The sequence below is a fragment of the Dietzia sp. CQ4 genome (genome assembly GCF_014145125.1).
GTDB lineage: Bacteria > Actinomycetota > Actinomycetes > Mycobacteriales > Mycobacteriaceae > Dietzia > Dietzia natronolimnaea.
Genome location: NZ_JAALDZ010000191.1, coordinates 1 through 23,676, shown reverse-complemented (window position 1 = coordinate 23,676; position 23,676 = coordinate 1). Strand labels below are relative to the sequence as shown.

Sequence of the window (23,676 nt, the reverse complement as noted above, 5' to 3'; positions counted from 1 at the left end):
ACTGGGGCCATGTCTGTCGATTTCGATTCGCCCCTGTTGGACGCCGCCCGCCGGCGAGTACTGATCAGCGACGGGGCGATGGGCACGATGTTGCAGGCGGTGGACCTGGACGTCGACGTCGACTTCCTCGGTCTGGAGGGATGCAACGAGATCCTCAACGCCACCCGCCCGGACGTCGTCGCGGACATCCACCGTGCGTTCTTCGAGGCCGGCGCGGATCTGGTGGAGACCAACACCTTCGGGTGCAACCTGTCCAACCTGGGGGACTACGACATCGTCGACCGCATCGGCGAGCTGGCCGAGAAGGGTGCCGCGATCGCCCGGCAGGTCGCCGACGAGATGGGCCCCTCCGAGGACGGCACCCCGCGGATGGTGCTCGGCTCCCTCGGACCGGGGACCAAGTTGCCCTCGCTCGGGCAGGCCACGTTCGAGGAGATGAGGGACGCCTACGCCCGCGCGGCGGAGGGCCTGGCCCGGGGCGGAGCCGACGCGTTCCTCGTGGAGACCAGCCAGGACCTGCTCCAGGTCAAGGCCGCGGTACTGGGCTGCCAGGACGGCATGGCCGCCGCCGGGCGCCGGCTGCCCATCATCACGCACGTGACCATCGAGACCACCGGGACCATGCTCCTGGGGTCCGACATCGGGGCGGCACTGACCGCGCTCGAACCGCTCGGCATCGACATGATCGGCCTCAACTGCGCCACCGGGCCCGCCGAGATGATCGAGCACCTGCGCTACCTCACCCAGCACGCCGGCGTCCCCGTCTCCGTCATGCCCAACGCGGGACTGCCCGAACTGGGAGAACACGGAGCCGTGTACCCGCTCGGCGCCGAGGCGTTCGGCCCCCAGGTCGCCGACTTCGTCTCCGAGTTCGGGCTGTCGATGGTCGGCGGATGCTGCGGCACCACCCCCGAACACATCACCCGCCTCCGGGACGAGGTGAGGTCCCGGGCGAAGGCCGAGCGGCGGGTCGAGCCGGTCAACGCGGTCGCCTCCCTCTACAGCTCGACGCCGCTGCGGGCCGACGCCGGCATCCTCATGATCGGCGAGCGCACCAACGCCAACGGGTCCAAGCGGTTCCGGGACGCGATGCTCGCCGCCGACTGGGACACCTGCATGGACATCGCCAAGGAGCAGATGCGGGACGGGGCGCAGATGATCGACCTCTGCGTGGATTACGTCGGCCGGGACGGCTCGGGGGACATGGCCGAGTTGGCCGGACGGCTGTCGACCTCCTCGACCCTGCCGATCATGCTCGACTCGACCGAACCCGAGGTCATCCGGACGGGCCTGGAGCACCTCGGCGGACGGTGCACGGTCAACTCGGTCAACTACGAGGACGGGGCCGGACCGGACTCGCGATTCCAGAGGATCATGGAACTGGTCTCGCGCCACGGTGCCGCGGTGGTCGGGCTGGCCATCGACGAGGAGGGCCAGGCGCGCACGGCGGACCGCAAGGTCGAGATCGCGGAGCGGATCATCGCCGACCTCACGGAGAACTGGGGGATCGCCGAGGACGACATCATCATCGACTGCCTGACCTTCCCCATCTCCACCGGCCAGGAGGAGGTGCGACGGGACGGGATCGAGACCATCGAGGCCATCCGCAGGCTCACCCGATCGCACCCGAGAATCCACACCACGTTGGGACTGTCCAACATCTCGTTCGGCCTCAATCCCGCCGCGCGCCAGGTGCTCAACTCCGTGTTCCTGCACGAGTGCATCCAGGTCGGCCTGGACACCGCGATCGCGCACAGCTCCAAGATCCTGCCCATGAGCAAGATCGACGATCGCCAGCGGGAGGTCGCGCTCGACCTCGTCTACGACCGCCGCAAGGAGGGGTACGACCCGCTCCAGGTGTTCATGGAGCTCTTCGACGGTGTGTCCACCGCGAGCACCAAGGACGCGAGAGCGGCCGAGCTCGCCGCGATGCCGCTCATGGACCGCTTGTCGGCGCGGATCGTCGACGGCGAGCGCAAGGGCCTCGAAGCCGATCTCGACGCGGCGATGCAGGAGATCCCCCCGCTCGAGATCATCAACACCCACCTGCTCAGTGGCATGAAGACGGTCGGCGAACTGTTCGGTTCGGGCCAGATGCAGCTGCCGTTCGTCCTGCAGTCTGCCGAGACCATGAAGACCGCTGTCGCCCATCTGGAACCCCACATGGAGGCGAGCGACGAGGACGGCAAGGGCCGCATCGTCCTGGCGACGGTCAAGGGCGACGTCCACGACATCGGCAAGAACCTGGTGGACATCATCCTGTCCAACAACGGGTACGACGTGGTCAACATCGGCATCAAGCAGCCGATCGCGGACATCATCTCGGCGGCCCGGGAGCACAAGGCCGACGTGATCGGCATGTCCGGCCTCCTGGTCAAGTCCACCGTGGTGATGAAGGACAACCTCGCGGAGCTCAACTCCGAGGGCATCGCCGGCGACTTCCCGGTCCTGCTGGGTGGTGCCGCCCTGACGCGCGCCTACGTCGAGGTGGACCTCGCCGGGATGTACGAGGGCGACGTGTTCTACGCCCGCGACGCGTTCGAGGGACTGCGCCTGATGGACGAGGTGATGACGGCCAAGCGGACCGGCGTCCCCATGTCCGAGTCCTCGGACGCGTCGGCCAAGGCCGCCGAACGGCGCGAGCGCCGGGCCCGCAGCGAGCGGATCGCCGCCAAACGGGCCGCCGAGGCCGAGCCCGTCGTCGTCCCGGCGAGGTCGGACGTCGCGGCGGACCAGCCGATCGCCACCCCGCCCTTCTGGGGCACGCGGATCGCCAAGGGCATCCCCGTCGCCGATTACGTCGGTCACCTCGACGAGCGTGCGCTGTTCTTCGGGCAGTGGGGACTTCGCGGGACACGCAGCGGGGACGGCCCCGATTACGACGAGCTGGTCGCCACCGAGGGTCGGCCACGCATGCGTTCATGGATCGACCGTCTCACCACCGAGAGGATCCTGGCCCACTCCGCTGTGGTCTACGGGTACTTCCCGGCCTACTCCGACGGCGAGGACATCTGTGTGCTGGCCGAGCCTCGTCCGGACGCGGAGGTGCTGCACCGGATCTCCTTCCCCCGCCAACAGCGGGGACGGTTCCTGAGCATCCCGGATTTCGTGGCCTCCAAGGAGCGTTGCGAGGCCGAGGGAACCGTCGACGTCCTGCCCTTCCAGCTCGTCACCATGGGGACCCCGATCGCGGACTTCGCCAACGAGCTGTTCGCGGCGGACAACTACCGCGACTACCTCGAGGTCCACGGCCTGTCGGTCCAGCTCACCGAGGCGCTGGCCGAGTTCTGGCACCGGCGGGTGCGCGACGAACTGCGCCTGCCCGAGGGCGCGGTCTCGGACGAGGACCCCGACACCATCCACGACTACTTCGACCTCAAGTACCGGGGAGCCCGCTACAGCTTCGGCTACGGCGCGTGTCCCGACCTGGAGTCCCGCAAGGTCGTGGTGGACCTGCTGGAGCCGGAGCGGATCGGCGTCGAACTCTCGGAGGAACTGCAGCTGCATCCCGAGCAGTCCACGGATGCGTTCGTGCTCTACCACCCGGAGGCCAAGTACTTCAACGTGTGATCCGGGCACCCGGGGCAGCCTCCCCTGGCTCGTGGAGGCTGCCCTGCAGGGGTGATACCGAGCCGATGGACATCGGCCGTGACCCATCGGTCCCGCGGACGGGGACACCGCACTGCTAACGCCCGGTGATGCACGGTCGATGAACGGAGAAGGACCACCACGTCGACAGTGCACCGAGAGTGGCGGGGGACGGGAGCGAGTGATGACCATGATCCGTCGATCAGCCGCCCTGACCTGTGCTGCGGCACTGCTCGCCGGAGGAGCAGCAGTGGCTCTTGCACCCGCGGCCTCAGCCCAGGTGTGGCACCACTCGCCGGCCTGGGACGTCCGCATGCCGTACCCGCTGGGCGGTGAGCACACCATTCGCTTCGGTGCCTTCACCACCTGCACGCTGGGCGGCGACGAGCGGTTCCACCAGGCGCTGAGCGCGAACGCCAGGGACCTCGACCAGCCCGTCGGCTCGTTCGACTTCTCGGCCACACTGTTCCCGTTCAACTCCGCCACCGTGGAGTGGCACAACATCGATACCGACGCGAGGGGCGTGCACACGGTCCAGTCCACCGGACCCGAAGTTGGCATCGGCGGGGTCGTCACCGGGCACGGGCGCCTGGCGGTCACCATCACCACCAGCAAGTCCGCCCTACCCACCTTCGCCCCCGGGTCGGTCGTACCGTTCGCCTCCGCCACCCACACGGAGCGATTCCTCGTCGCCGCGGGGACCTGCCACTGAACGGTGGTCGACGGGGGAGCCGACGGGGCAGGTCACGGTACCCCCGGTGGCCCGTCGTCCGGTAGACAGTAGCCCGTGACCAGCATTTCGTATGACCGTGTCCCCGCCGCCGTGTGTCTCGACATGGACGGCACCCTCGTCGACACCGAGCGGCTGTGGGACATCGCCGTCTACGAGCTCGCCGAGTACCTGGGCCGGCCCCTCGACGAGGCGACCCGCGAGCGGACCCTGGGCAACTCGCTCCCCGGGTTCTTCGCGATCCTGGGCGAGTACACCGGGCGGACCATCGAGGGCGCCGAGTTCGATCACCTGGCCCACCGGCTCAACTCGCGGGTCACCGAGCTGATGCGATCCGATATGCGGTGGCGGCCGGGGGCCGAGGAGTTGTTGGAGGACCTCGCCTCGGCCAACGCCCCGGTCGCCCTGGTGACCAACACGACCGCGGACGTCGCGGCGGTGCCACTGGAGTTCATCGATCGTTCGCGATTCGATGTGGTGGTCACGGGATGCATGGTGGCCGACCCCAAGCCCGCACCCGACCCCTATCTACTGGCCTGCTCGCGCCTCGGGGTCGAGGCGTCCACCGCCGTGGCGGTCGAGGACTCGGTCACCGGGGCCACCGCGGCGGTCGCCGCGGGGTGCCGGGTCCTGTACGTTCCGTCGACCGATGGTCAGCCGGACGTGGTCGGGGCGCACACCCACCCGAGTCTCACGGGCGTGAGCGCGTCCGGTCTCGTGGCCCTCACCTCGGGCGCGCCCGTGGCGTCGGCTGTGGGACAATCGGGCGCGTGAAGACCTTCGACTCCCTGTTCGCCGAGCTGTCCGAGCGCATCGCCGCGCGACCCGAGGGCTCCGGCACCGTCGCCGCCTTCGACAAGGGCGTGCACCATCTCGGCAAGAAGGTCAACGAAGAGGCGGGCGAGGTGTGGATCGCCGCCGAGTACCAGTCGGACGAGGAGCTGGCCGAGGAGATCTCGCAGCTCCTCTACTGGACCCAGGTCATGATGCTCAAGCGCGGCCTCGGTCTCGAGGACGTCTACCGGCATCTCTGACCGCCACCCCGACCACCCCTCCCGCACCGAATCCTGGAGCCGCCATCATGCTGCGTGTCGCAGTGCCCAACAAGGGCGCCCTGTCCGAGTCCGCCTCCGAGATGCTGTCCGAGGCGGGGTACCGCCGGCGGACCGAGGGCAGCAAGGACCTCACACTGATCGACCGTGAGAACGACGTCGAGTTCTTCTTCCTGCGGCCCAAGGACATCGCCGTCTACGTGGGCTCGGGTCGCCTCGAGCTGGGGATCACCGGCAGGGACCTGAGCATGGACTCGATGGCGGAGGTCGACGAGCTGCTCGACCTGGGCTTCGGACACTCCACCTTCCGCTACGCCGGCCCGTCCGGCAGCGGGTGGACCACGGACCGTCTGGCTGGGGCCCGCATCGCGACGTCGTACCCCAACATCGTCCGCCGCGATCTCGAACAGCGGGGGATCGAAGCGGAGGTCATCCGGCTGGACGGCGCGGTGGAGATCTCCATCCAGCTCGGGGTGGCGGACTGCATCGCCGACGTGGTGGGTTCGGGTCGGACGCTCAAGGTGCACGGCCTGGAGGCGTTCGGCGACGTCCTGTGCGACTCGATGGGTGTGCTGATCTCCCGTGCCGGCGACGAGACGACCCCGGCGATGGCACAGATGCGGGCCCGGCTTCAGGGCGTCGTGTTCGCCCAGCAGTACATGATGCTGGACTACGACTGCCCCAAGGAGCTCCTGGAGTCGGTCTCGGCGATCACCCCTGGCATCGAGTCACCCACCGTCTCCCCGATGGCCGATCCTGCCTGGGTGGCGGTCCGGTCGATGGTGCCCCGCAAGAAGGTCAACTCGATCATGGACGAGCTCGTCGCGGCCGGCGCCAAGGCGGTCATCGCCACGGACATCCGGTCCTGCCGCATGGGGTGACGCCCCGCTGTCAAGGGGGGTGTGGAGGCGTGCGGTACGCCTCCACACCCTGTCGGTTCAGGCCCGCTCGACGAGCAGAGCCTGCAGCGTGTGGCCGATGGCTCCCACCTCGTCATACAGGGTCCCGGACGTGGCCCCGACGCCGTCGGGGCCGATCGACGCGTCCGCGGTGACCCCGATCCACTCGCCGACGGGCCGCCGGTGCAGGTGGGTGACCAGATCGGTGTTGAGGAACCGCCATTCGTCGGGTTCGAGAACGGCCCCGACGCCGTTCGCGATGTCGGCCACCGACATGACCCGTTCCGCCGGAGTCATCTCCTCCCCGGAGACCAGGGGGAGGGTGGGACGGGCCCAGACGACCCCGTCGCCCGCACCGCGGATCTCCAGCGAGTCGATGTAGCCACTGGTCCACCGGTCGAAGAAGCCGCTGTCGCGATCCACCTCCGGGAGCTCGCGCGGACGGTCGGCCGACTGCTCGACCTCGGCGGTGTCGCCGACGGCCATCCGCCAGGCACTCGCCCGGGCGACGATCCGGCCCCCCGCTTCCAGTTCCGCCTCCAGCAGCTGGATCCGGCGACCGGGACGGACGACGCGGGCACGGGTGCGGACCTCGCCCAGCGGCACCGGGCCCAGCAGGTCCACCGTGACGCGGGCGATCCTCGTCGTCTCCGTCCGCTCGAGGCGATCCATGGCGCGGGTGAGGACGGCCGAGGGCGGAGACCCGTGCTGCAGATCCGGGCCCCAGGCGCTCACCGTGTGCGGGGTCGCCCGGAACACTTCCCAGCCGTCATCCGTGCCCAGCGGCTCGAAGTAGGCCTGCGTCATCATGTGCTCCTCGGTCCGGCGTGTCCCGCATCGGGCGTCCCCGGATCGAGAGGTATCACGCGACGCCCCGGCCATCCCGGGTACTCCGGCGGGGTACCCCCGAACGCCGGGCACAACGCCTGGTGGTTGCACCAGTCGCACAGCCGGGAGGTGCGCGGGGGGAAGATCCCGGTCTCACCCGCCCGCTCTATCTCCGCCCACAGTGAGTCGAGCTCGGTCTCGGTCTCCACGAGCGTGGCGAGATCGGGGGAGAGGGTCAGCCAGCTGCCGTTCCTGAGATAGATCAGCTTGAGTTGTGCCGGCATCACCCCGTGGATCTGCTGGTACATCAGGGCGTAGAACCGCATCTGGAACATCGCCTGAGTCTGGTAACGCGGATGTGGTGGCTTACCCGTCTTGTAGTCGACCACCCTGACCTCACCGGTCGGCGCCACGTCGACCCGGTCCAGGTACCCGTGGAGCGGGGTACCGGACGCGGTCGAGGTGACGAGGTACTGCTCACACGCGGCGGGGGAGAAGCGCCGGGGATCCTCGACACCGTAGAGCGCGGACACCAACGCGGCGACCTCCGTCTGGAACTCCGCCCGGTCGGGGAGCGGCACCACCTCGGCGCCGCCGCCGACCGCGTAGAAGTGCTCCACCGCGGCGGGGACCAGCTCCGCGGCGCGCTCCGGGGCGCGCTCCGACTGCTCCAGTGCGTACAGGTCCTCGAGCACCGAGTGGACGACGGTACCCAGGACCTGGGCGCGGGTCTTCGGTTCCGGGATCCTGTCGATCGCCTTGAGCCGGTAGAGCAGCGGGCACTGCCGGAAGTCCGCCGCCCGCGACGCCGACAACGCCAGGGGCCTGCGCTCCGGCGGGGGCACGCCCTCCGGATCGGCCGGGGAGGCCGGGGTACCACTGCCGCCGATTTCCAGGGGATCCGTCACACCTGGCAGGGTAGACAACCGGTCGGACAATCGGCCGCCGTCCCCTGGAGGTCCACTGTGCAGCGATCCGGCCCGTTCGTCATCGGCGACCGCGTCCAGCTCACCGACACCAAGGGACGCAAGTACACCGTCGTCCTGGTCGAGGGAGCCGAGTTCTTCACCCACCACGGCGCCGTCCGCCACGACGACCTGATCGGTACCCCGGAGGGGTCGATCGTCAGGTCGTCCGGGGATGCCGACTACCTGGCGCTACGTCCGCTGCTCACCGACTACGTCCTGTCGATGCCGCGCGGCGCCCAGGTCATCTACCCCAAGGACGCCGCACAGATCGTCCACGAGGGCGACGTGTTCCCCGGCGCACGGGTGCTCGAGGCGGGCGCGGGTTCCGGCGCCCTGACCTGTTCGCTGCTGCGTGCGGTGGGCCCCGGGGGACGGGTGTTGTCGTACGAGATCCGCGAGGACCACGCCGAGCACGCCGAGCGCAACGTCCGGACCTTCTACGGCGAACACCCCGAGAACTGGGACCTGCGGGTCGCCGACCTGGCGGAGACGTCGGTCGAGGCCCTGGGCGGACAGGTCGACCGGGTGGTGCTGGACATGCTCGCGCCCTGGGAGTGCCTGCCCACGGTGAGCGACGTGCTGGTGCCCGGGGGGGTCCTGGTGGTGTACGTGGCCACCACCACCCAGATGTCGGACGTCGTGGAGGCGCTCCGGCGCCAGGAGTGCTGGACCGAACCCCGGGCGTGGGAGTCGATCAACCGCGGGTGGCACGTGGTGGGCCTGGCCGTCCGCCCCGAGCACCGCATCCAGGGCCACACCGCGTTCCTGGTCACCGCCCGTCGACTCGCGGAGGGCGTGACCACGCTCAAGCCCAGGCGCCGGGCCGGCAAGCACTGAGTTCGGCCCGAGGAGTCGCACTCACCCGCCCCTCACGCGGCCACTCACCCCGGCGATAGGGTGGAGGCGACGACGACGAGGGTGTCGTCCGAGAGTCGGAGGGCAGGTGATCGAGGTGACCGAGGGACGTTCCCCGGACGAGCGGGGCGGCGACAGCGTGACGCTGGACCGGGTCGAGCTCGCGCGGCTGCGCAGGGCGGTCGACGAGGGGGCCCGCACGGACCGCGAGAAGTCGGTCAAGATCGACGCCCTCGGCGCCCGCAACGTCAGGCTCGCCGAGCTCCTCAAGGACTCCCGTGATCAGCTGGAGGCCCTCAAGGGCGAGGTCGAGCGCCTCGGCACACCGCCCAGCACCTACGGGATCGTGCTGCAGGAACCGACGGACGCCGAGACCGCCGAGGTCATGGCCGCCGGTCGGCGGATGCGGCTCACTCTCGCGCCCGGGGTCGACGCCTCCGTCCTCTCGGCGGGGGCCACCGTCCGGCTCAACGAGGCCATGACCGTCATCGAGGCCTGCACCGGACTCCCGGTCACGGGCGTGACCGCCGTCTTCCGGGACGTCCTGGCCGACGGCGTGCGGGCCCGCGTGGTGATGGGCAACGACGAGGAGCACGTCGTGCATCTGGCGACCGGCCTGCGCGGCGGGCGGACCGCCGATCACCCGGCTCCGGTGCGCCCGGGCGACGCGGTCCTGGTGGACCCCAAGGCCGGCGTGGCGTTCGAGGTCGTGCCCAAGGCCGAGGTCGACGAGCTCCTGCTCGAGGAGATCCCGATGGTCGAGTACTCCGACATCGGCGGTCTCGGCCCCCAGATCGAGCAGATCCGTGACGCCATCGAACTGCCCTTCATCCATCACGACCTGTACCGCGAGTTCCATCTCTCCCCGCCCAAGGGCGTCCTCCTCTACGGCCCTCCCGGGTGCGGAAAGACCCTGATCGCCAAGGCGGTCGCGCACTCGCTGGCGCTGGCCTCCGCGAAGTCGCGCGGACAGGACGTCACCGACGGCCGGTACCCCAACTCGTACTTCCTCTCCATCAAGGGCCCGGAACTGCTCAACAAGTACGTGGGAGAGACCGAGCGACACATCCGGTCGATCTTCGAGCGGGCGCGGGAGAAGGCGACCGAGGGCAACCCGGTGATCGTCTTCTTCGACGAGATGGACTCGATCTTCCGCACCCGCGGGTCGGGCATCTCCTCGGACATGGAGACCACGATCGTCCCGCAGCTCCTCGCCGAGATCGACGGCGTGGAGGACCTGCGCAACGTCATCGTCATCGGTGCCTCCAACCGGGAGGACATGATCGACCCGGCGATCCTGCGACCGGGGCGTCTCGATCTCAAGATCCGCATCGACCGGCCGGACGCCGACGCCGCGGCCGACATCCTGGCCAAGTACATCACCCCCGACCTTCGTTTCGACCCGGACGAGGTCGGTTCGACCGATGGCGCCGAGCACGTCCGGGGTCTCATCTCGCGCATCGTCGACCGGCTCTACACCAGGGACGAGTCCACGACCTACGTCCATCTGGTCTACGCATCGGGCCGCCGGTCGTCCCTGTACCTCGCGGACCTGACCTCCGGGGCGATGCTGCGCAACATCGTGGACCGGGCCAAGAAGCTCGCGATCAAGGACATCGTGCACGGCACCGGGCAGGGTCTGACGACCGACGACTTCCTCGACGCCGTCGACGCGGAGTTCGCGGAGAACACCGACCTGCCCAACACCTCCAACCCGCAGGAGTGGGCGCGTCTGACGGGCGTCCGCGGTGAACGCGTGGTCGAGGTCACCGTCCCGAGCCGGGAGGACGACCGTTGACCCCGCCCGTCCGGACCACGTCCGGCGAGAGCATGCGTGGCCGGGTGATCGGGACCGAGATCGAGTTCGGGATAGTCGCGGTGGGCCAGCCGCTGCTCAGTTCGGTGGTCACCTCGACCCAGGTGGTCAAGGCCTACACCGACCCGGGCGAGGGTTCCGGGGCGACCGACGGGACCCGCTGGGACTACGGGTCCGAATCACCCCTCCGCGACGCCCGGGGGTTCGATCTCGGCTCCGCCCGCGCCTACGACCCCAGCGAGTTCGGGGTGACCAACCGGGTACTGACCAACGGCGCACGCTTCTACGTCGACCACGCGCACCCCGAGTACTCGTCGCCCGAGGTGGACTCGCCGATCGACGCCGTGATCTGGGACAAGGCGGGGGAACGGATCATGCACCGGGCCGGCCGCGAGTCGTCCGCCGTCGAGGGCAACGCCGAGCTCAAGCTCTACAAGAACAACGTCGACGGCAAGGGCGCGTCCTACGGCGCCCACGAGAACTACCTCGTGCGTCGCGACGTCGACTTCGACGCCCTGACGATGAGCCTGGCGCCGCATCTGCTCTCCCGCCAGGTGTACTGCGGGGCCGGTCGCGTCGGCCTCGGCCAGTCCGGCGAGGAGGCGGGTTTCCAGCTCTCCCAGCGTGCCGACTACATCGAGGTCCTCACCGGACTCGAGACCACACTGCGCCGCGGGATCATCAACACCCGCGACGAGCCGCACGCCCCGGATGAGACATGGCGGCGTCTCCACGTCATCATCGGCGACGCGACCATGTCCGAGCTGGCCACGTACCTCAAGATCGGCACCACCTGCCTCGTGCTCGACGCGATCGAGGCCGGAGTCGACTTCTCCGACCTGGTCCCGGTCGACCCGGTCGAGGCGGTGCACATCATCAGCCACGACCCGACCCTCACCGCCACCGTCGCCCTGCCCGACGGACGGGAGTTCACGGGGATCGCCCTCCAGCGGGAGATCCTCGGCCGCGTCTCCGCGCTCGTCGGGGACGGCACGGGCCGTCCCGGATGGGCCGTCGAGGTCCTGGCCGAGTGGCGGGAGATCCTCGACGCGCTCGAGCAGAACCCGATGTCATGCGCCGACCGGCTCGACTGGCCGGCCAAACTCCGGCTCCTGGAGGGGTTCCGGACACGGGACTCGCTGGGATGGGACCACGCGCGACTCGCCCTCATCGACGTCCAGTACCACGACATCGACCCCGACCGCGGACTCTACAACCGTCTCGTGAGCAAGGGGGCCATGCGCAGACTGGTCACCGAGGCACAGGTGGAGGCCGCGATCACGACCCCTCCCGAGTCCACGCGGGCCTGGGCCAGGGGTCGCTTCCTGGCCGAGCTCGGCGACCGCATCCACGCCGCGGGATGGGATCACGTCGTCGTCGTCGATTCCCGCGGCGACCACCGTCACGTCGACCTGGCCGACCCGTACACGGGGACCCGGGCCCACTGCGACGCCCACCCGGACTTCCTCAGCCCCGACGGCCCGCCTGTCCACTGAGCACCCCGTCCACCCCGCCCACACCGACACAGGAGCAGCCCACACCATGTCCCAGATCCAGAAGAGCGCCGGCGGCGCAGGCGAGTCGGACGACGAGGCCGGGCAGGTCGCCAGGACCGCCCAGACCTCGTCCGCCGATTCCCTCCTCGACGAGATCGACGACATCCTCGAGACCAACGCCGAGGAGTTCGTGAAGTCCTACGTCCAGAAGGGCGGGCAGTAGACAGCCATGATCCGTCGCATCGTCGGGATCGAGACGGAGTTCGGGATCACCAGCGTCGGTGGCGAGGGCTCGCGATCGCTCGGGCCCGACGAGATCGCCCGGTACTTCTTCCGGCCCGTCGTCGAGCGGTGGCGCAGCTCGAACGTGTTCCTCGAGAACGGGTCCCGCCTCTACCTGGACGTCGGCTCCCATCCCGAGTACGCGACCGCGGAGTGCGACGGCCTGGAACAGATCGTGGCCCACGACAGGGCGGGGGAGCGGATCATCGACGATCTCGCCGTCCGTGCCGAGCAGTCGCTCGCGACCGAGGGGATCGATGCCAAGGTCTACCTGTTCAAGAACAACACCGATACGGTCGGGAACTCCTACGGGTCCCACGAGAACTACCTTCTGGACCGCTCGACCCAGGTCAGGAGCATGGCCACCACCCTGCTGCCGTTCCTGGTGAGCCGCCAACTGATCTGCGGCGCGGGCAAGATCCTGCCCGGGACCCCGGCCGGGGTGGGCGTCGCGGAGGACGAGGGTCCGACATTCTGCTTCTCCCAGCGCGCCGAACACATGTGGGACGGCGTCTCGTCGGCCACCACGCGTTCGCGGCCGCTCATCAACACCCGTGACGAGCCGCACGCGGACTCGACCCGGTTCAGGCGGATGCACGTGATCGTGGGCGACTCCAACATGATCGAGACCACGACACTGCTCAAGATCGCCAGCACCCGGCTCGTGCTGGAGATGCTCGAGGCCGGCGTCGAGCTGCGTCCGATGGCGATCGCCCACCCGGTCCGCGCGATCAGGGAGATCAGCCGCGACCTCACCGGAACCCGGCCGGTCGGGCTCACCGACGGCACCACGATGACCGCCCTGGAGATCCAGCGGGAGTTCCTGGCCGCCGTCCACCGCCACCTCGCTCGCGGCGGGTGGGAGCGCGACGACCGCCCGGTCGTGGAGCGATGCGTGGCCCTGTGGGAACGGGTCCTCGACGCGGTCGAGTCCGGTGACCACGACGCGATCGCCGCGGACATCGACTGGGCCGCGAAGCTCCGGCTGATCCGACAGGTACAGGACCGGACCGGGGCCGACCTCGATCACCCCAGGCTCGCCCAGATCGACCTGACCTACCACGACATCCGACCGGGACGTGGGTTGCACTCGGTGCTCGAGCGCCGCGGCCTGGTCTCACGGGTCGTGGACGACCCCGAGATCGACAGGGCCCGGCACTCCGCGCCGGAGACCACCCGCGCGGCACTGCGAGGTCGATTCATCTCCGCGGCCGCCGGGGCCGGACGCGACTACACGGTGGACTGGGTGCATCTGAAGGTCGCCGACGGCACCCTGCCCACGGTCGCTCTCACCGACCCGTTCGCAGCGGAGGACCCGCGTGTCGACGACCTCATCGCCGCGCTCGGGCGATAGCGTCCTGCCCGTGTCCACCTCCAAGTCGCAACGACTGGTCAACCTCGTCATCTGCCTGCGGTCGACCAGCGCCTACCTGTCCGCGGGCGAGATCCGCAGGATGGTCCAGGGATACGACGACTGCGAGAACGAGGCCGCCTACCTGAGGATGTTCGAACGGGACAAGCGGGAACTCCGCGACGTCGGCGTCCCCCTCGAACAGGGAGCCTCACTCGCACCGGGGTCCCCGGCCGGGTACCGGATCCCCGCCCGGGGTTACGAGCTCCCGGAGATCACCCTCACCCCCGAACAGGCCGGCGTGTTGGCCGTGGCCTCGGAGGTCTGGCGCGAGGGGGAGCGGGCCGCACGGGCGGACGGCGCGCTGGCCAAGCTCACCGCCGCGGGTATCGACCCCGTCCACGACGCCGGCGCGACCGTGTCGGTGGAGGACCCGGCCGAACTCGCCGCCGCCGCGGTCGTCGCGGAGGCGGTCGCGGAGAGCCGACTCCTCACGTTCGCACACACCCCTGCCGGGGCGACCGAGCCGAGCGCCCGGAGGATCGAGCCGTGGTGGACCGGTTCCCGGCACGGCAACTGGTACGTGGTCGGGCACGACCTCGACCGCGGCGAGCCCCGCACGTTCCGCCTGGTGCGCGTCTCGGACGTGCGGGTGGGCCAGGCCCGCCGGACGGTCCCGGTCCCGCCGACGACCGAGGTGCTCGCACTGCTCGACGACGCCATCTCCCGCCTGAACCCGGTCGTGGAGGCCACGGTGTGGGCGGCGGACGGCCACGCCGCCGAACTCCGGGCGATGGCCCGCGGTTCCGGGCCCGCGACCCGGTTCGGTCGTGCCGGCATCGACCTGGAGGTGAGTGCCCCCCTCGGCGAGCTGTCGTCGATGGTCGCCTCCCAGGGCGCCGACGCCGTCGCCCTGAGACCCGCCGAGCTGCGCGTCCGGGTCGTGACCATTCTCACCGCGGCGCAGGAGGCCGTCCGATGACCCCCCGTGCCGTCCCGTTGGCGACCCTGCTCAGCGTGGTCCCGTACTTCCACTCCCGGGGAGCCGTGCCAGTGGCCGACGCCGCGCGGGACCTCGGCATGTCGGACAAGCAGCTCCGGGACGCCCTGTGGCAGCTGTGGTCCTGCGGGCTCCCCGGGTACGGCCCGGGCGACCTCATCGACCTGGCGTTCTCTTCCGAGGACCTCGACGACGCCGAGCTGGTCGAGGTGACGTTCACCGCCGGGATCGACCGGCCCGTCCGCCTCACCGCCGCCGAGGCCGTCACCCTGGAGACCGGGCTCGCGATCTTCCTGGATCATCCCGAGGTGGTCGACCAGACCGCCCTGCGCGATCTGCTTCGGACCCTCCGGACCGCGGCGGGTGTCGAATCGGGCGCCGGGGGACGCGGGGTCGACGCCGCCCGTCCGGAGACCACCACCCCGGATGCCGATGTGGTGCGCACCGCGGTCCACGACGGACACGCGCTGCGATTCGTCTACCACTCGGCCAGCTCCGACACCTCCACCACCCGGGTGGTCGATCCCGCTCGCCTCTCGGTCTCCGACGGCCACTCCTACGTCCACGGCGTCGACCGCGGGACGGGTCAGTGGAGGACGTTCCGCACCGACCGGATGAGCGGGGTGGAGGAGGTCGGACCGCGCCGCGCGCTCGGACCGGAACCCCAGGACGACGGCGAGGCGGGCGTCCTGATGGAGCGGGCCGTCGTCCCCTCGGCGGCGGCGTGGTTCCTCGACGAGTTCGGCTTCCACGACGTCGTCCGGCGCCCGGACGGAGATCTGGACGTCTCGATCGCCTATCACGACCGGGCGTGGCTGGTGAGATTCCTGCTCGGGCACGCCGACGTGGTGACGCCGTCGGACCCCGCACTGGCCGCGGAGATCGCCGCCCGCGCGACCGCGGGGCTCGCGCTCTATCAGGCAGACGACGACTCGATATCGTCAACGTGAAATCGTGGTGAACCCGCTGGTCACCGCGTTCGCAGACGAGGACCGCGGCAACGCCTGTCGGCCGGGGTGCGTTAGCATGGGCGTGTTGTCACACAAACGGAGGTTGACATGGGTGCGTTGAGCATCTGGCACTGGCTCATCGTCCTCGCGGTGGTGCTGCTTCTCTTCGGCTCCAAGAAGCTCCCCGACGCCGCGCGCGGTCTCGGCCGGTCGATGCGGATCTTCAAGTCGGAGATCAAGGAGATGCAGAACGACGACAAGCCGGCCGAGCCGGAGGCGCTCACGCAGGCCGGTCAGCCGACCGCGGCGCAGTACGTCCAGCCGCAGGCGCATCCGCAGCAGGGGCAGCCCCAGGCACAGGGCTACCCGCCGGCCCCGCAGCAGCCGTACCAGCAGCCGCAGGGTCAGCAGCCGGGTCAGCCGTACCAGCAGCCGCAGGGTCAGCAGCCGTACCAGCAGCCGCAGGGTCAGCAGCCGCAGCAGCCCGGCCACCCCCAGCAGCCCTTCGATCCCACCGCGCCGTACGACGGCGGCACCGGCCCCCAGCGGTAGCAGGCCACCTCACCGATGACGCAGAGCGGACCGGAGAAGACCGGCGCCACCCCCAGGGGCGGCGCCGGTCGGCTGCTGTCCAAGCGCAGGCGCCGGCCACGGAACCCCGACGGCACGATGCCGCTCATCGAGCACATCTACGAGCTGCGCACGAGGCTGCTCATCGCCCTCGCGGCGATCGTGGTGACGCTGGGCTTCGGCTTCTGGTGGTACGGCAGCGGATTCTTCGGAGTCCCCTCGCTGGGTGAGATCCTCACCGGACCGTACTGCGACATCCCACCCGGTGCCCGCCTCCAGCTCGGCGACTCGGGGGACCAGTGCCGCCTCCTCGCCACCGGCCCCTTCGAGCAGTTCATGCTGCGTCTGAAGGTGGCCGCGACCGCCGGCATCGTGCTGGCCAGCCCGGTCTGGCTCTACCAGCTGTGGGCCTTCATCACTCCCGGCCTGCACAAGAACGAGAAGCGCTACGGGATCGCCTTCACGTTCCTCGCCGCCGTCCTGTTCATCGGCGGCGCCGTCCTGGCCTACATCGTCATCGTCTTCGCCCTCGAGTTCCTGCTCTCGATCGGCGACAACGTCCAGACCACCGCCCTCTCCGGTACGCAGTACTTCACCTTCCTCATCCAGCTGATCCTGATCTTCGGGGTGAGCTTCGAGATCCCGTTGCTCATCGCGATGCTCAACGTCGCCGGTGTGCTCCGGTACGAGGTGCTCGCCAGGTCCCGCCGCGGGATCATCATGGGGATCTTCGTCTTCGCCGCCGTGGCCTCGCCCGGGCAGGACCCGTTCTCGATGCTGGCCCTCGCCGGGGCGGTGTGCATCCTGGTGGAGATGTCCATCCAGTTCGCCCGCATCCACGACAAGCGCAAGAGCAGGAACCGCGAGGAGTGGCTCGAGGTCGACGACGAGTCCGCGTCGCCGCTGGGCCCGTCCGAGCGCCTCGACGGCTCCGGTGCGGTCCGGTCCACCGGCCCGCTGTCCGCACCCGAGCCACTCGGTGGTGCCCGGCCCCTCCAGGCGCCGTCGGGTGGGGCGATGTATGACGACACGCTCTGAGCCCCACGATTCGGGCACGCTGCTCGAATCGTTCCTGCAGACGGAGGGCTTCAACCCGGACCCGTTCCAGCTGGAGGCGTTCACCGCGCTCGACGCCGGCCGCAATCTGCTCGTCTCGGCGCCCACCGGCTCGGGCAAGACGCTCATCGGGGAGTACGCGGCCCACCGGGCATTGTCCGGCGGCGGCAGGTGCTTCTACACCACGCCCGTCAAAGCGCTGAGCAATCAGAAGTTCCGGCAGTTCCGTCATCGGTTCGGGCCCGAGAACGTGGGGCTGCTCACCGGGGACCACTCGATCGACGCCGACGCCCCGGTGGTGGTGATGACCACCGAGGTTCTCCGGAACATGATCTATTCAGGCTCCTCCGCCCTGCACGACCTGGACTGTGTGGTCATGGACGAGATCCACTACCTGGGTGATCGGTCGCGAGGGGTGGTGTGGGAGGAGATCATCCTCACCCTCGATCCGGCGGTTCGACTGGTGGGCCTGTCGGCGACGCTGAGCAACACCGACGAGCTGGGGGACTGGATCAGCGAGATCCGGGGGGACACCGCCGTGGTGCTCTCCGAGCTGAGGCCCGTTCCGCTCGCACACATGCTCTACACGGACGGGGATCTGATCCCGGTCCGCGCGGCGGCCGACCAACGGCGGCGCACCCGAGGCGGATATCACGACGAGCGGGTCGCGGCCCGGCCCCGAGCGCAATGGGCGCGGCGCCAGGACGTCATCGAGAAGCTCGACGACGACCATCTGCTGCCCGCGATCTACTTCGTGTTCTCCCGGGCGGGCTGCGACGGGGCGGTCTCGCAGATGCGGCGGGCCCGGTTGCGGCTGACCACCGGGGAGGAGTCCCGGCGGATCGCCTCGCACGTCGACGCCGCATGCGCACAGGTGCCCCGACACGACCTGGACGCGCTCGACTTCACCGCCTTCCGGGCCGGGCTGGTCAGCGGCATCGCGGCCCACCACGCGGGGATGCTGCCGCTGTTCCGGACCATCGTGGAGGAGTTGTTCTCGGCGGGTCTGATCAAGGTTGTGTTCGCCACCGAGACCCTCGCCCTGGGAATCCACATGCCGGCCCGCGCGGTCGTCCTGGAGAAGACCACCAAGTTCAACGGCGACACCCACGCCATGCTCACCTCCGCGGAGTACTCGCAGATCACCGGGCGCGCCGGGAGGCGGGGGATCGACACCAAGGGCACCGCGGTGGTGCTGGACCAGCCGGACCTCGACCTGGACGCACTGTCCGCACTGGTCGACACCCCGCGATTCCCACTGCGCAGTGCGTTCACACCTGACTACTCCATGGCCGTCAACCTCGTGGAGCAACTCGGCGTGGCGGAGGCCACCTCGCTGATCGGCAGGTCGTTCGCGCAGTTCCAGACCGACCGCACGCTGGTGTCCCGGTCCCGGGCGGTGCAACGCAGGACCGATGAGAGGGACCGAATCCGGGCCGATCTCGAGGGCGCCGGCGGAGACCGGCAGCTCGACGAGTACATGTCGCTCCGTGCGGACCTCGGCCGACTGGAGAAGTCCACCGAGAAGGCGACCCGGGAGGACCGGCTGGACTCCGTCCGTGCGGCGATGCTCAAACAGACCGCGGGTTCGGTGATCACCGTGGGCCGCAAACGGTTCGGCATGGTCGCCACGGTGCTGCAGGTCCGCACCGATATCCCCGCCGACCCGGCACTGCTGTGCCTGACCGACACCGGCTGGACCGGCTGGCTGCGCCAGCAGGACTTCGCGGCACCCCCCGTCCCGGTGGGGAGGGTCGATCTGCCCCGCGGCCGACGCAAGCTCGACGGGCGGGCCAAGCGGGCGCTGGTCCATCGGATGGAGGGGCTCCGGGGTAAGGCCCGGGGTCGGATGAAGAACGCCGGCGGCAAGCCCGTCCGCAAGGACCCGCGGATCGCCGCGGCGCGCCGCGCCGTGCGCCAACACCCCCTCCACGACGACCCGCTGGTCGACACGCTGGCACGTCTCCACGAACGCTGGGCCCGGGCAGCGGCGGACGTGGCCGAGCTCACCGCCGAGGTGGAATCCGACTCCGACTCCCTGGCCCGCCGTTTCCGGAGGATCGTCGGTCTGCTGGAGCACCTGGGCTACCTGGAGGACCGAGAGGGCGAGATCCGCGCCACGGACGCCGGCCGACTGCTCGCGGGTGTGCACACCGAGCAGGACCTGTTCGTGGCCGAGTGTCTCCGACGCGGCGTGTGGGCCGGGCTGGACCCGGCCGGGTTGGCGGCGGTGATCGCCACCGTCGTGGCCCACCCCCGCAGTGACGTGGTGGTCCGCGAACCCTCCGACGAACTGCTGCGCGCGGCCCTCGCCGAGACCGAACTCGTCGCCGCCGACGTCGCCGCGACCGAGAAGGCTCACCAGCTGCCCTCGACCCCGGATCTGGACGCGGGGCTCGCACCGGTCCTGCACCACTGGGTGTCGGGTGGCGCGCTGTCGTCGATCCTCGCCGCCTCGTGGCAGGAGGGCGTGGAACTCACCGCCGGGGACTTCGTTCGCTCCGCGCGGCTGGTCGTGGACGTCCTGGCCCAGGTCGGGCAGGTCGCCGAGCCCGATCTCGCGCGGACGGCACGGTCGGCCGTGGGGTCCCTACGTCGCGGGGTCGTACTCGACCACACGGTCTGACCCCCGTCGCGCCATCCCTCCATCGCGAAGTCGCGCCATCCCTCCACCGCGCAGTCGCGCCATCCCTCCATCGCGAAGAGCGTTTCGCACACATCGTGCGAGAAGAGGGTGTGCGGAACGCTCTTATCGATGACTGGCGCTGGTGATTTCCGGCGCGGGAGATGACCGGCCCCGGGCCTGCAGGGGACCGGCGACGGCTCTCAGGCCGGGTCCAGGACCGAGGCCGCCTTCTCCAGACGCCCGATCGCACGCGCCTGTCCCGTGGCCTCACCGAGGGCGTCCAACCGCGCCCGGTCCACGTGTCCGCGCCGGCCGTCGGTATCACCCTCGAACTCGAGCTCGAACCCGCGACCCCGCAGACGGACCACCCCGCGGGCGGCGGTCAGATAGTCGGCGGCCTCGAGAACCGCCTTCCGCTGCCGGGCGGTGAGACCAGATCCGTCGTCCTCGGCGGCCTCCACGATGCCGTCGAGGCTCCCGTATTCCCGGACGAGGGAGGCCGCGGTCTTGGTGCCGATCCCCGCCACCCCCGGCAGACCGTCGGAGGCGTCACCGACGAGCACCGCGTAGTCGGCGTACACGCGCGCGTCGTCGCCGAGGGGAAGATCGAAGCGCTCCGCGACGACCTCGGGGGTGTACGCGAGGCGCTTCTTCATCCCCGCCCCCACGTACACGACCGTGGTGCTCGCCGACGCCAGCTGGAACAGGTCGCGGTCGCCGGTCACCACCAGCACCTCGCGATCACGAGCGGCCAGTTCCGCCAGGACGTCGTCGGCTTCGGCGTCGGCGGCGGACGCCTGCGTGATACCCGCGGCGGTGAGGATCTCCCGTATCGCGCCGACCTGCGGGTGGAGTGAGGCGGGCGCGTCCTCCCCGCCGTCGTCCCCGACACGGTGGGCCTTGTACGACGGAACCAACCCCACACGCCAGTCGGGGCGCCACTCGCGGTCCAGGGCCGCCACCAGTCCGGCCGGCGAGTACTCCTCGAGGAGCACCGACACCATGTCGCAGAATCCACGCACCGCGTTGGCCGGTGCGCCGTCGGGTCCGGTGATCTTCTCCGGTACCGAGTGGAACGCGCGGAACCACAGGCCGGCACTGTCGAGAACCATGAGCGGGCCCTGGGACACCGCGCCTCCTCGGGTCGAGTGTGGGCCGGGTATCGACCTGTCGTCAGAATAGTCCTCCCCGTGAGAGGGCGAGGTGACAGTGGTCCGCCGGGAGCGGACGGCGGGCGCCCGCGACGCCCGACGACCTAGGGTGGGGGGATGAGCACCGGCCCCTCGGACACCCACGCCCGGCGACTGACGGCGGTGCGTGATCGCGCGCGCGAGCTCGGGATCGATCACGTGGTGGTGTACTCGGGCGAGGACATGGCTTACCTCACCGGCGAACGCATGGAGTCCCACGAGCGGCTCACGGCCCTCGTCGTGCCCGTCGGGGACGGAACGCCCCTCCTCGTGCTCCCTGCGCTCGAGCTCACCGGTGTCACCCGCCGGGCCGCCGCCCGGGTGGGCGCGGAGATCCATCCCTGGGCGGACGGTACGGACGCGGTCCCTCTGGTCGCGGGCACGGTGTGGGGCCGGATCGCCGTCTCGACCGCGCTGCCCGCGCTGCATCTCGTCCCACTCCAGCTGGGTGTCGACGGTGAGGTGATCCTGGCCTCGGAGGTGATCGACCACGTGCGGGCCGTCAAGACGCCGCACGAGCTCGACCAGCTCGCCGAGGCCGCCCGCCGTATCGACGCGGTCCACGCGCGGATGGGTGAGTTCCTCGAGGTCGGTCGTAGCGAGGAGCAGGTGGGTGAGCTGATCTCCGCCGCGATCGTGCAGGAGGGGCTCACACACGCCGAGTTCGTGATCGTCGGCTCGGGGCCCAACGGCGCCGACCCGCACCACGGGGTCTCAGACCGCGTGATCGAACCGGGGGACATCGTCGTGGTGGACATCGGCGGGCCACTCGAGAGCGGGTACCACTCGGATTGCACCCGCACGTACTCGATGGGTGCGCCCGACCCCGGGATCGCCGAGGCGTACGCGGTGCTGCAGGAGGCGCAGCGTCTGGCCCGGGAGGCGGTGCGCCCTGGCGTCGCGATCGGCGAGGTCGACGCCGCGGCCCGCGGACACCTCGCGGCCGCGGGGCTCGGGGAGTTGTTCATCCACCGCACCGGACACGGGATCGGTCTGGGGCTGCACGAGCCCCCGTTCGTCGCGCCCGGGGCCGACACCGTGCTGGCGGAGGGCATGGTGTTCTCCGTCGAGCCCGGGATCTACACGGCGGGCGGGTGGGGTGCCCGTCTCGAGGACATCGTCGCGGTGACGGCGGACGGCCGGCGTGACCTGAACACCGGTGACCGGGGTCTCCGGGTCCTCTGATCTCGCGCCGCGGTCCGTGTCCTCGGCCGTCGCCCCCCGAGGGGAGCTCTAGCGTCCGAGCCCGGTCCCGGTGAACATCTGGGCGGAGCCCAGGACCCGGTCCACCTCGATCGCCACCACGACGCGCTCGGGATTGGGCTTCGGTTCGCGGTAGCGCAACCCGTATCGGCGCTCGCCCTCGCGGACCGAGGCCTCGTCGGTGAGCAGCCGCGCGTGCCCCTCGAAGGTCAACCAGCGACCGCGGTCGACGTGGGAGACCGCTGCCCGCCCGCCGCGCGCGGCGTTGCGCGCCTTCTGCGATCCCCGCCGGGTGATCACGCGGGCCAGCCCCGACTCGGGGTCGATGGTGAAACCCACCGCCACCACGTGCGGTGAACCGTCGCGGCGGAGGGTGGTGAGCGTGCCCAGGTGGTACTCGGCGAGGAACTCGTGGGCGTCGGGGGAGAGGTCTGCCAGTGTGCGGGACATAGCGGCGAGCCTGCCACAGCGAGCCGACGCGGACCGCGACGACGTGCGTGGGACAATTCCCTCATGTCCACCCCCGCAGCCCCCTCGCCCCGGCGCGCACCGGCAGGCGAGGTCGTCGTGATATTCGGTGGCCGGAGCGAGATCGGTCTGGCCGTGGCCCGGCGTCTCGCGGACGGACGCACGGTCGTCCTCGCCACCCGCCCCGGTCGGGACGTCTCCGCATTGGCAGCCCCACTCACGGCGGCCGGGGCGGTGGCCGTCGAGATCATGGACTTCGATGCCGACGACCTCGACTCGCACGCCCGGGTCGTGGAGGACGTCGAGTCCCGGATCGGTGAGATCTCCATCGCCGTGCTGGCGTTCGGGATCCTCGGCGATCAGGAGGTGGCCGAGAGGGACGCGGCGGCCGCGGCCAGGATCCTGCACACCGACTTCGTGGCCCAGGCCGCCCTGCTCACGGTTCTGGCGGAGCGGATGAAGTCCCGCGGGCGCGGGGTACTCGTGGCGTTCTCGTCCGTCGCCGGCCAACGGGTCAGGCGGGCGAACTACGTGTACGGCTCCGCCAAGGCCGGTCTCGACGGGTTCGCCTCGGGGATGGCCGACGCGCTCCACGGCACGGGCGTGACGCTGGTGATCCCCCGCCCGGGGTTCGTGATCGGCCGGATGACCGAGGGGATGGACCCCGCCCCGTTCTCGTCGACTCCCGACCAGGTGGCGGACGCGGTCGTCGAGCGGGTGCGGGCCCGCCGGGCCGGGGTGGTGTGGA

Annotated in this window: 21 protein-coding genes; 17 read left to right on the top strand and 4 right to left on the bottom strand. The window is 70.3% G+C overall.

All coding sequences use genetic code 11. The annotated features are described in order from the left end of the window. Positions 1 to 9 precede the first annotated feature (9 nt). The 5 genes from metH (at position 10) to hisG (ending at position 6,251) form a co-directional block, all read left to right on the top strand. Positions 10 to 3,570 carry a methionine synthase gene (gene metH, locus G6031_RS11590; RefSeq protein WP_182653337.1) on the top strand — a complete coding sequence of 1,187 codons (3,561 nt, stop codon included), beginning with the start codon at positions 10 to 12 and terminating at the stop codon, positions 3,568 to 3,570. Positions 3,571 to 3,838: 268 nt separating this feature from the next. Further along, positions 3,839 to 4,300, top strand: a complete 462-nt coding sequence (locus G6031_RS11585) for a hypothetical protein (protein ID WP_347238485.1) — start codon at positions 3,839 to 3,841, stop codon at positions 4,298 to 4,300. 75 nt (positions 4,301 to 4,375) lie between these two features. Continuing rightward, complete coding sequence (locus G6031_RS11580) at positions 4,376 to 5,092, top strand: HAD family hydrolase (protein ID WP_182645310.1); 717 nt, start codon at positions 4,376 to 4,378, stop codon at positions 5,090 to 5,092. Beyond that, positions 5,089 to 5,352 carry a phosphoribosyl-ATP diphosphatase gene (locus G6031_RS11575; protein ID WP_179525271.1) on the top strand — a complete coding sequence of 88 codons (264 nt, stop codon included), beginning with the start codon at positions 5,089 to 5,091 and terminating at the stop codon, positions 5,350 to 5,352. The genes G6031_RS11580 and G6031_RS11575 overlap by 4 nt, the downstream gene beginning before the upstream one ends. Before the next feature lie 47 nt (positions 5,353 to 5,399). Then, the gene (gene hisG / locus G6031_RS11570; RefSeq protein WP_182645311.1) at positions 5,400 to 6,251 is read left to right on the top strand and encodes an ATP phosphoribosyltransferase; all 852 of its coding nucleotides are present in this window, start codon (positions 5,400 to 5,402) and stop codon (positions 6,249 to 6,251) included. 57 nt (positions 6,252 to 6,308) lie between these two features. Here the strand turns inward: hisG and G6031_RS11565 are convergent, their stop codons facing one another. Both G6031_RS11565 and G6031_RS11560 read right to left on the bottom strand, forming a co-directional pair. Then, positions 6,309 to 7,076 carry a thioesterase family protein gene (locus tag G6031_RS11565; RefSeq protein ID WP_182645315.1) on the bottom strand — a complete coding sequence of 256 codons (768 nt, stop codon included), beginning with the start codon at positions 7,074 to 7,076 and terminating at the stop codon, positions 6,309 to 6,311. Then, entirely contained in the window at positions 7,076 to 8,005 is a 930-nt protein-coding gene (locus G6031_RS11560) for a PD-(D/E)XK nuclease family protein (protein WP_182653335.1), read from the bottom strand. Before G6031_RS11560 ends, G6031_RS11565 begins: the two co-directional genes overlap by 1 nt. A 57-nt stretch (positions 8,006 to 8,062) precedes the next feature. Here G6031_RS11560 and G6031_RS11555 point away from each other — a divergent pair, with 57 nt between their 5' ends. The 10 genes from G6031_RS11555 to G6031_RS11510 all read left to right on the top strand — a co-directional run bounded on the left by G6031_RS11555 (position 8,063) and on the right by G6031_RS11510 (position 20,067). Then, entirely contained in the window at positions 8,063 to 8,902 is an 840-nt protein-coding gene (locus G6031_RS11555; RefSeq protein WP_179525267.1) for a tRNA (adenine-N1)-methyltransferase, read from the top strand. 115 nt (positions 8,903 to 9,017) lie between these two features. Next, positions 9,018 to 10,718 (top strand): proteasome ATPase, encoded by a 1,701-nt coding sequence (gene arc / locus G6031_RS11550; RefSeq protein ID WP_182609556.1) that lies wholly within the window; start codon positions 9,018 to 9,020, stop codon positions 10,716 to 10,718. 32 nt (positions 10,719 to 10,750) lie between these two features. After that, on the top strand, positions 10,751 to 12,232 hold the full coding sequence (dop, locus tag G6031_RS11545; protein WP_182653340.1) for a depupylase/deamidase Dop: 1,482 nt from the start codon (positions 10,751 to 10,753) through the stop codon (positions 12,230 to 12,232). Between the two features lie 46 nt (positions 12,233 to 12,278). After that, on the top strand, positions 12,279 to 12,455 hold the full coding sequence (locus G6031_RS11540; RefSeq protein WP_179525265.1) for a ubiquitin-like protein Pup: 177 nt from the start codon (positions 12,279 to 12,281) through the stop codon (positions 12,453 to 12,455). A gap of 6 nt (positions 12,456 to 12,461) precedes the next feature. After that, a complete protein-coding gene (pafA, locus tag G6031_RS11535) occupies positions 12,462 to 13,868 on the top strand; it encodes a Pup--protein ligase (protein WP_179525264.1) in 1,407 nt (468 codons plus the stop codon). A gap of 10 nt (positions 13,869 to 13,878) precedes the next feature. Continuing rightward, positions 13,879 to 14,847, top strand: coding sequence for a WYL domain-containing protein (locus G6031_RS11530; protein WP_179525263.1), 969 nt, complete (start codon positions 13,879 to 13,881; stop codon positions 14,845 to 14,847). Continuing rightward, positions 14,844 to 15,815, top strand: a complete 972-nt coding sequence (locus G6031_RS11525; protein WP_179525262.1) for a WYL domain-containing protein — start codon at positions 14,844 to 14,846, stop codon at positions 15,813 to 15,815. The genes G6031_RS11530 and G6031_RS11525 overlap by 4 nt, the downstream gene beginning before the upstream one ends. Positions 15,816 to 15,923: 108 nt before the next feature. Beyond that, entirely contained in the window at positions 15,924 to 16,367 is a 444-nt protein-coding gene (gene tatA, locus G6031_RS11520) for a Sec-independent protein translocase subunit TatA (RefSeq protein ID WP_182653334.1), read from the top strand. A gap of 117 nt (positions 16,368 to 16,484) precedes the next feature. Then, entirely contained in the window at positions 16,485 to 17,423 is a 939-nt protein-coding gene (gene tatC, locus G6031_RS11515) for a twin-arginine translocase subunit TatC (protein ID WP_241730486.1), read from the top strand. Beyond that, positions 17,407 to 20,067, top strand: a complete 2,661-nt coding sequence (locus G6031_RS11510; RefSeq protein WP_182653333.1) for a DEAD/DEAH box helicase — start codon at positions 17,407 to 17,409, stop codon at positions 20,065 to 20,067. The genes tatC and G6031_RS11510 overlap by 17 nt, the downstream gene beginning before the upstream one ends. Positions 20,068 to 20,267: 200 nt before the next feature. Here G6031_RS11510 and G6031_RS11505 read toward each other — a convergent pair whose 3' ends face one another. Next, positions 20,268 to 21,197, bottom strand: a complete 930-nt coding sequence (locus G6031_RS11505) for a 5'-3' exonuclease H3TH domain-containing protein (RefSeq protein ID WP_182653332.1) — start codon at positions 21,195 to 21,197, stop codon at positions 20,268 to 20,270. A gap of 138 nt (positions 21,198 to 21,335) precedes the next feature. Between G6031_RS11505 and G6031_RS11500 the strand changes: the two genes are divergently transcribed. After that, positions 21,336 to 22,442, top strand: a complete 1,107-nt coding sequence (locus G6031_RS11500; protein ID WP_182653331.1) for a Xaa-Pro peptidase family protein — start codon at positions 21,336 to 21,338, stop codon at positions 22,440 to 22,442. Between the two features lie 48 nt (positions 22,443 to 22,490). Here the strand turns inward: G6031_RS11500 and G6031_RS11495 are convergent, their stop codons facing one another. Next, positions 22,491 to 22,910: a PPOX class F420-dependent oxidoreductase gene (locus G6031_RS11495; RefSeq protein ID WP_182643907.1), complete on the bottom strand. Its 420-nt coding sequence runs from the start codon at positions 22,908 to 22,910 to the stop codon at positions 22,491 to 22,493. Positions 22,911 to 22,973: 63 nt separating this feature from the next. On the opposite strand from G6031_RS11495, the gene G6031_RS11490 reads away from it, so the two are divergent. Beyond that, positions 22,974 to 23,676, top strand: a 703-nt coding sequence (locus G6031_RS11490; protein ID WP_182653330.1) for an SDR family NAD(P)-dependent oxidoreductase, incomplete at its 3' end; no start/stop codon positions are given.

Bases quoted from the DNA above. Each gene is read 5' to 3' on its own strand.
- metH (WP_182653337.1), top strand. From the start codon at position 10: ATGTCTGTCGATTTCGATTCGCCCCTGTTGGACGCCGCCCGCCGGCGA.
- hisG (WP_182645311.1), top strand. From the start codon at position 5,400: ATGCTGCGTGTCGCAGTGCCCAACAAGGGCGCCCTGTCCGAGTCCGCC.
- G6031_RS11565 (WP_182645315.1), bottom strand. From the start codon at position 7,076: ATGACGCAGGCCTACTTCGAGCCGCTGGGCACGGATGACGGCTGGGAA.
- dop (WP_182653340.1), top strand. From the start codon at position 10,751: ATGCGTGGCCGGGTGATCGGGACCGAGATCGAGTTCGGGATAGTCGCG.
- G6031_RS11540 (WP_179525265.1), top strand. From the start codon at position 12,279: ATGTCCCAGATCCAGAAGAGCGCCGGCGGCGCAGGCGAGTCGGACGAC.
- pafA (WP_179525264.1), top strand. From the start codon at position 12,462: ATGATCCGTCGCATCGTCGGGATCGAGACGGAGTTCGGGATCACCAGC.
- G6031_RS11525 (WP_179525262.1), top strand. From the start codon at position 14,844: ATGACCCCCCGTGCCGTCCCGTTGGCGACCCTGCTCAGCGTGGTCCCG.
- tatA (WP_182653334.1), top strand. From the start codon at position 15,924: ATGGGTGCGTTGAGCATCTGGCACTGGCTCATCGTCCTCGCGGTGGTG.
- tatC (WP_241730486.1), top strand. From the start codon at position 16,485: ATGCCGCTCATCGAGCACATCTACGAGCTGCGCACGAGGCTGCTCATC.
- G6031_RS11510 (WP_182653333.1), top strand. From the start codon at position 17,407: ATGACGACACGCTCTGAGCCCCACGATTCGGGCACGCTGCTCGAATCG.
- G6031_RS11500 (WP_182653331.1), top strand. From the start codon at position 21,336: ATGAGCACCGGCCCCTCGGACACCCACGCCCGGCGACTGACGGCGGTG.
- G6031_RS11495 (WP_182643907.1), bottom strand. From the start codon at position 22,910: ATGTCCCGCACACTGGCAGACCTCTCCCCCGACGCCCACGAGTTCCTC.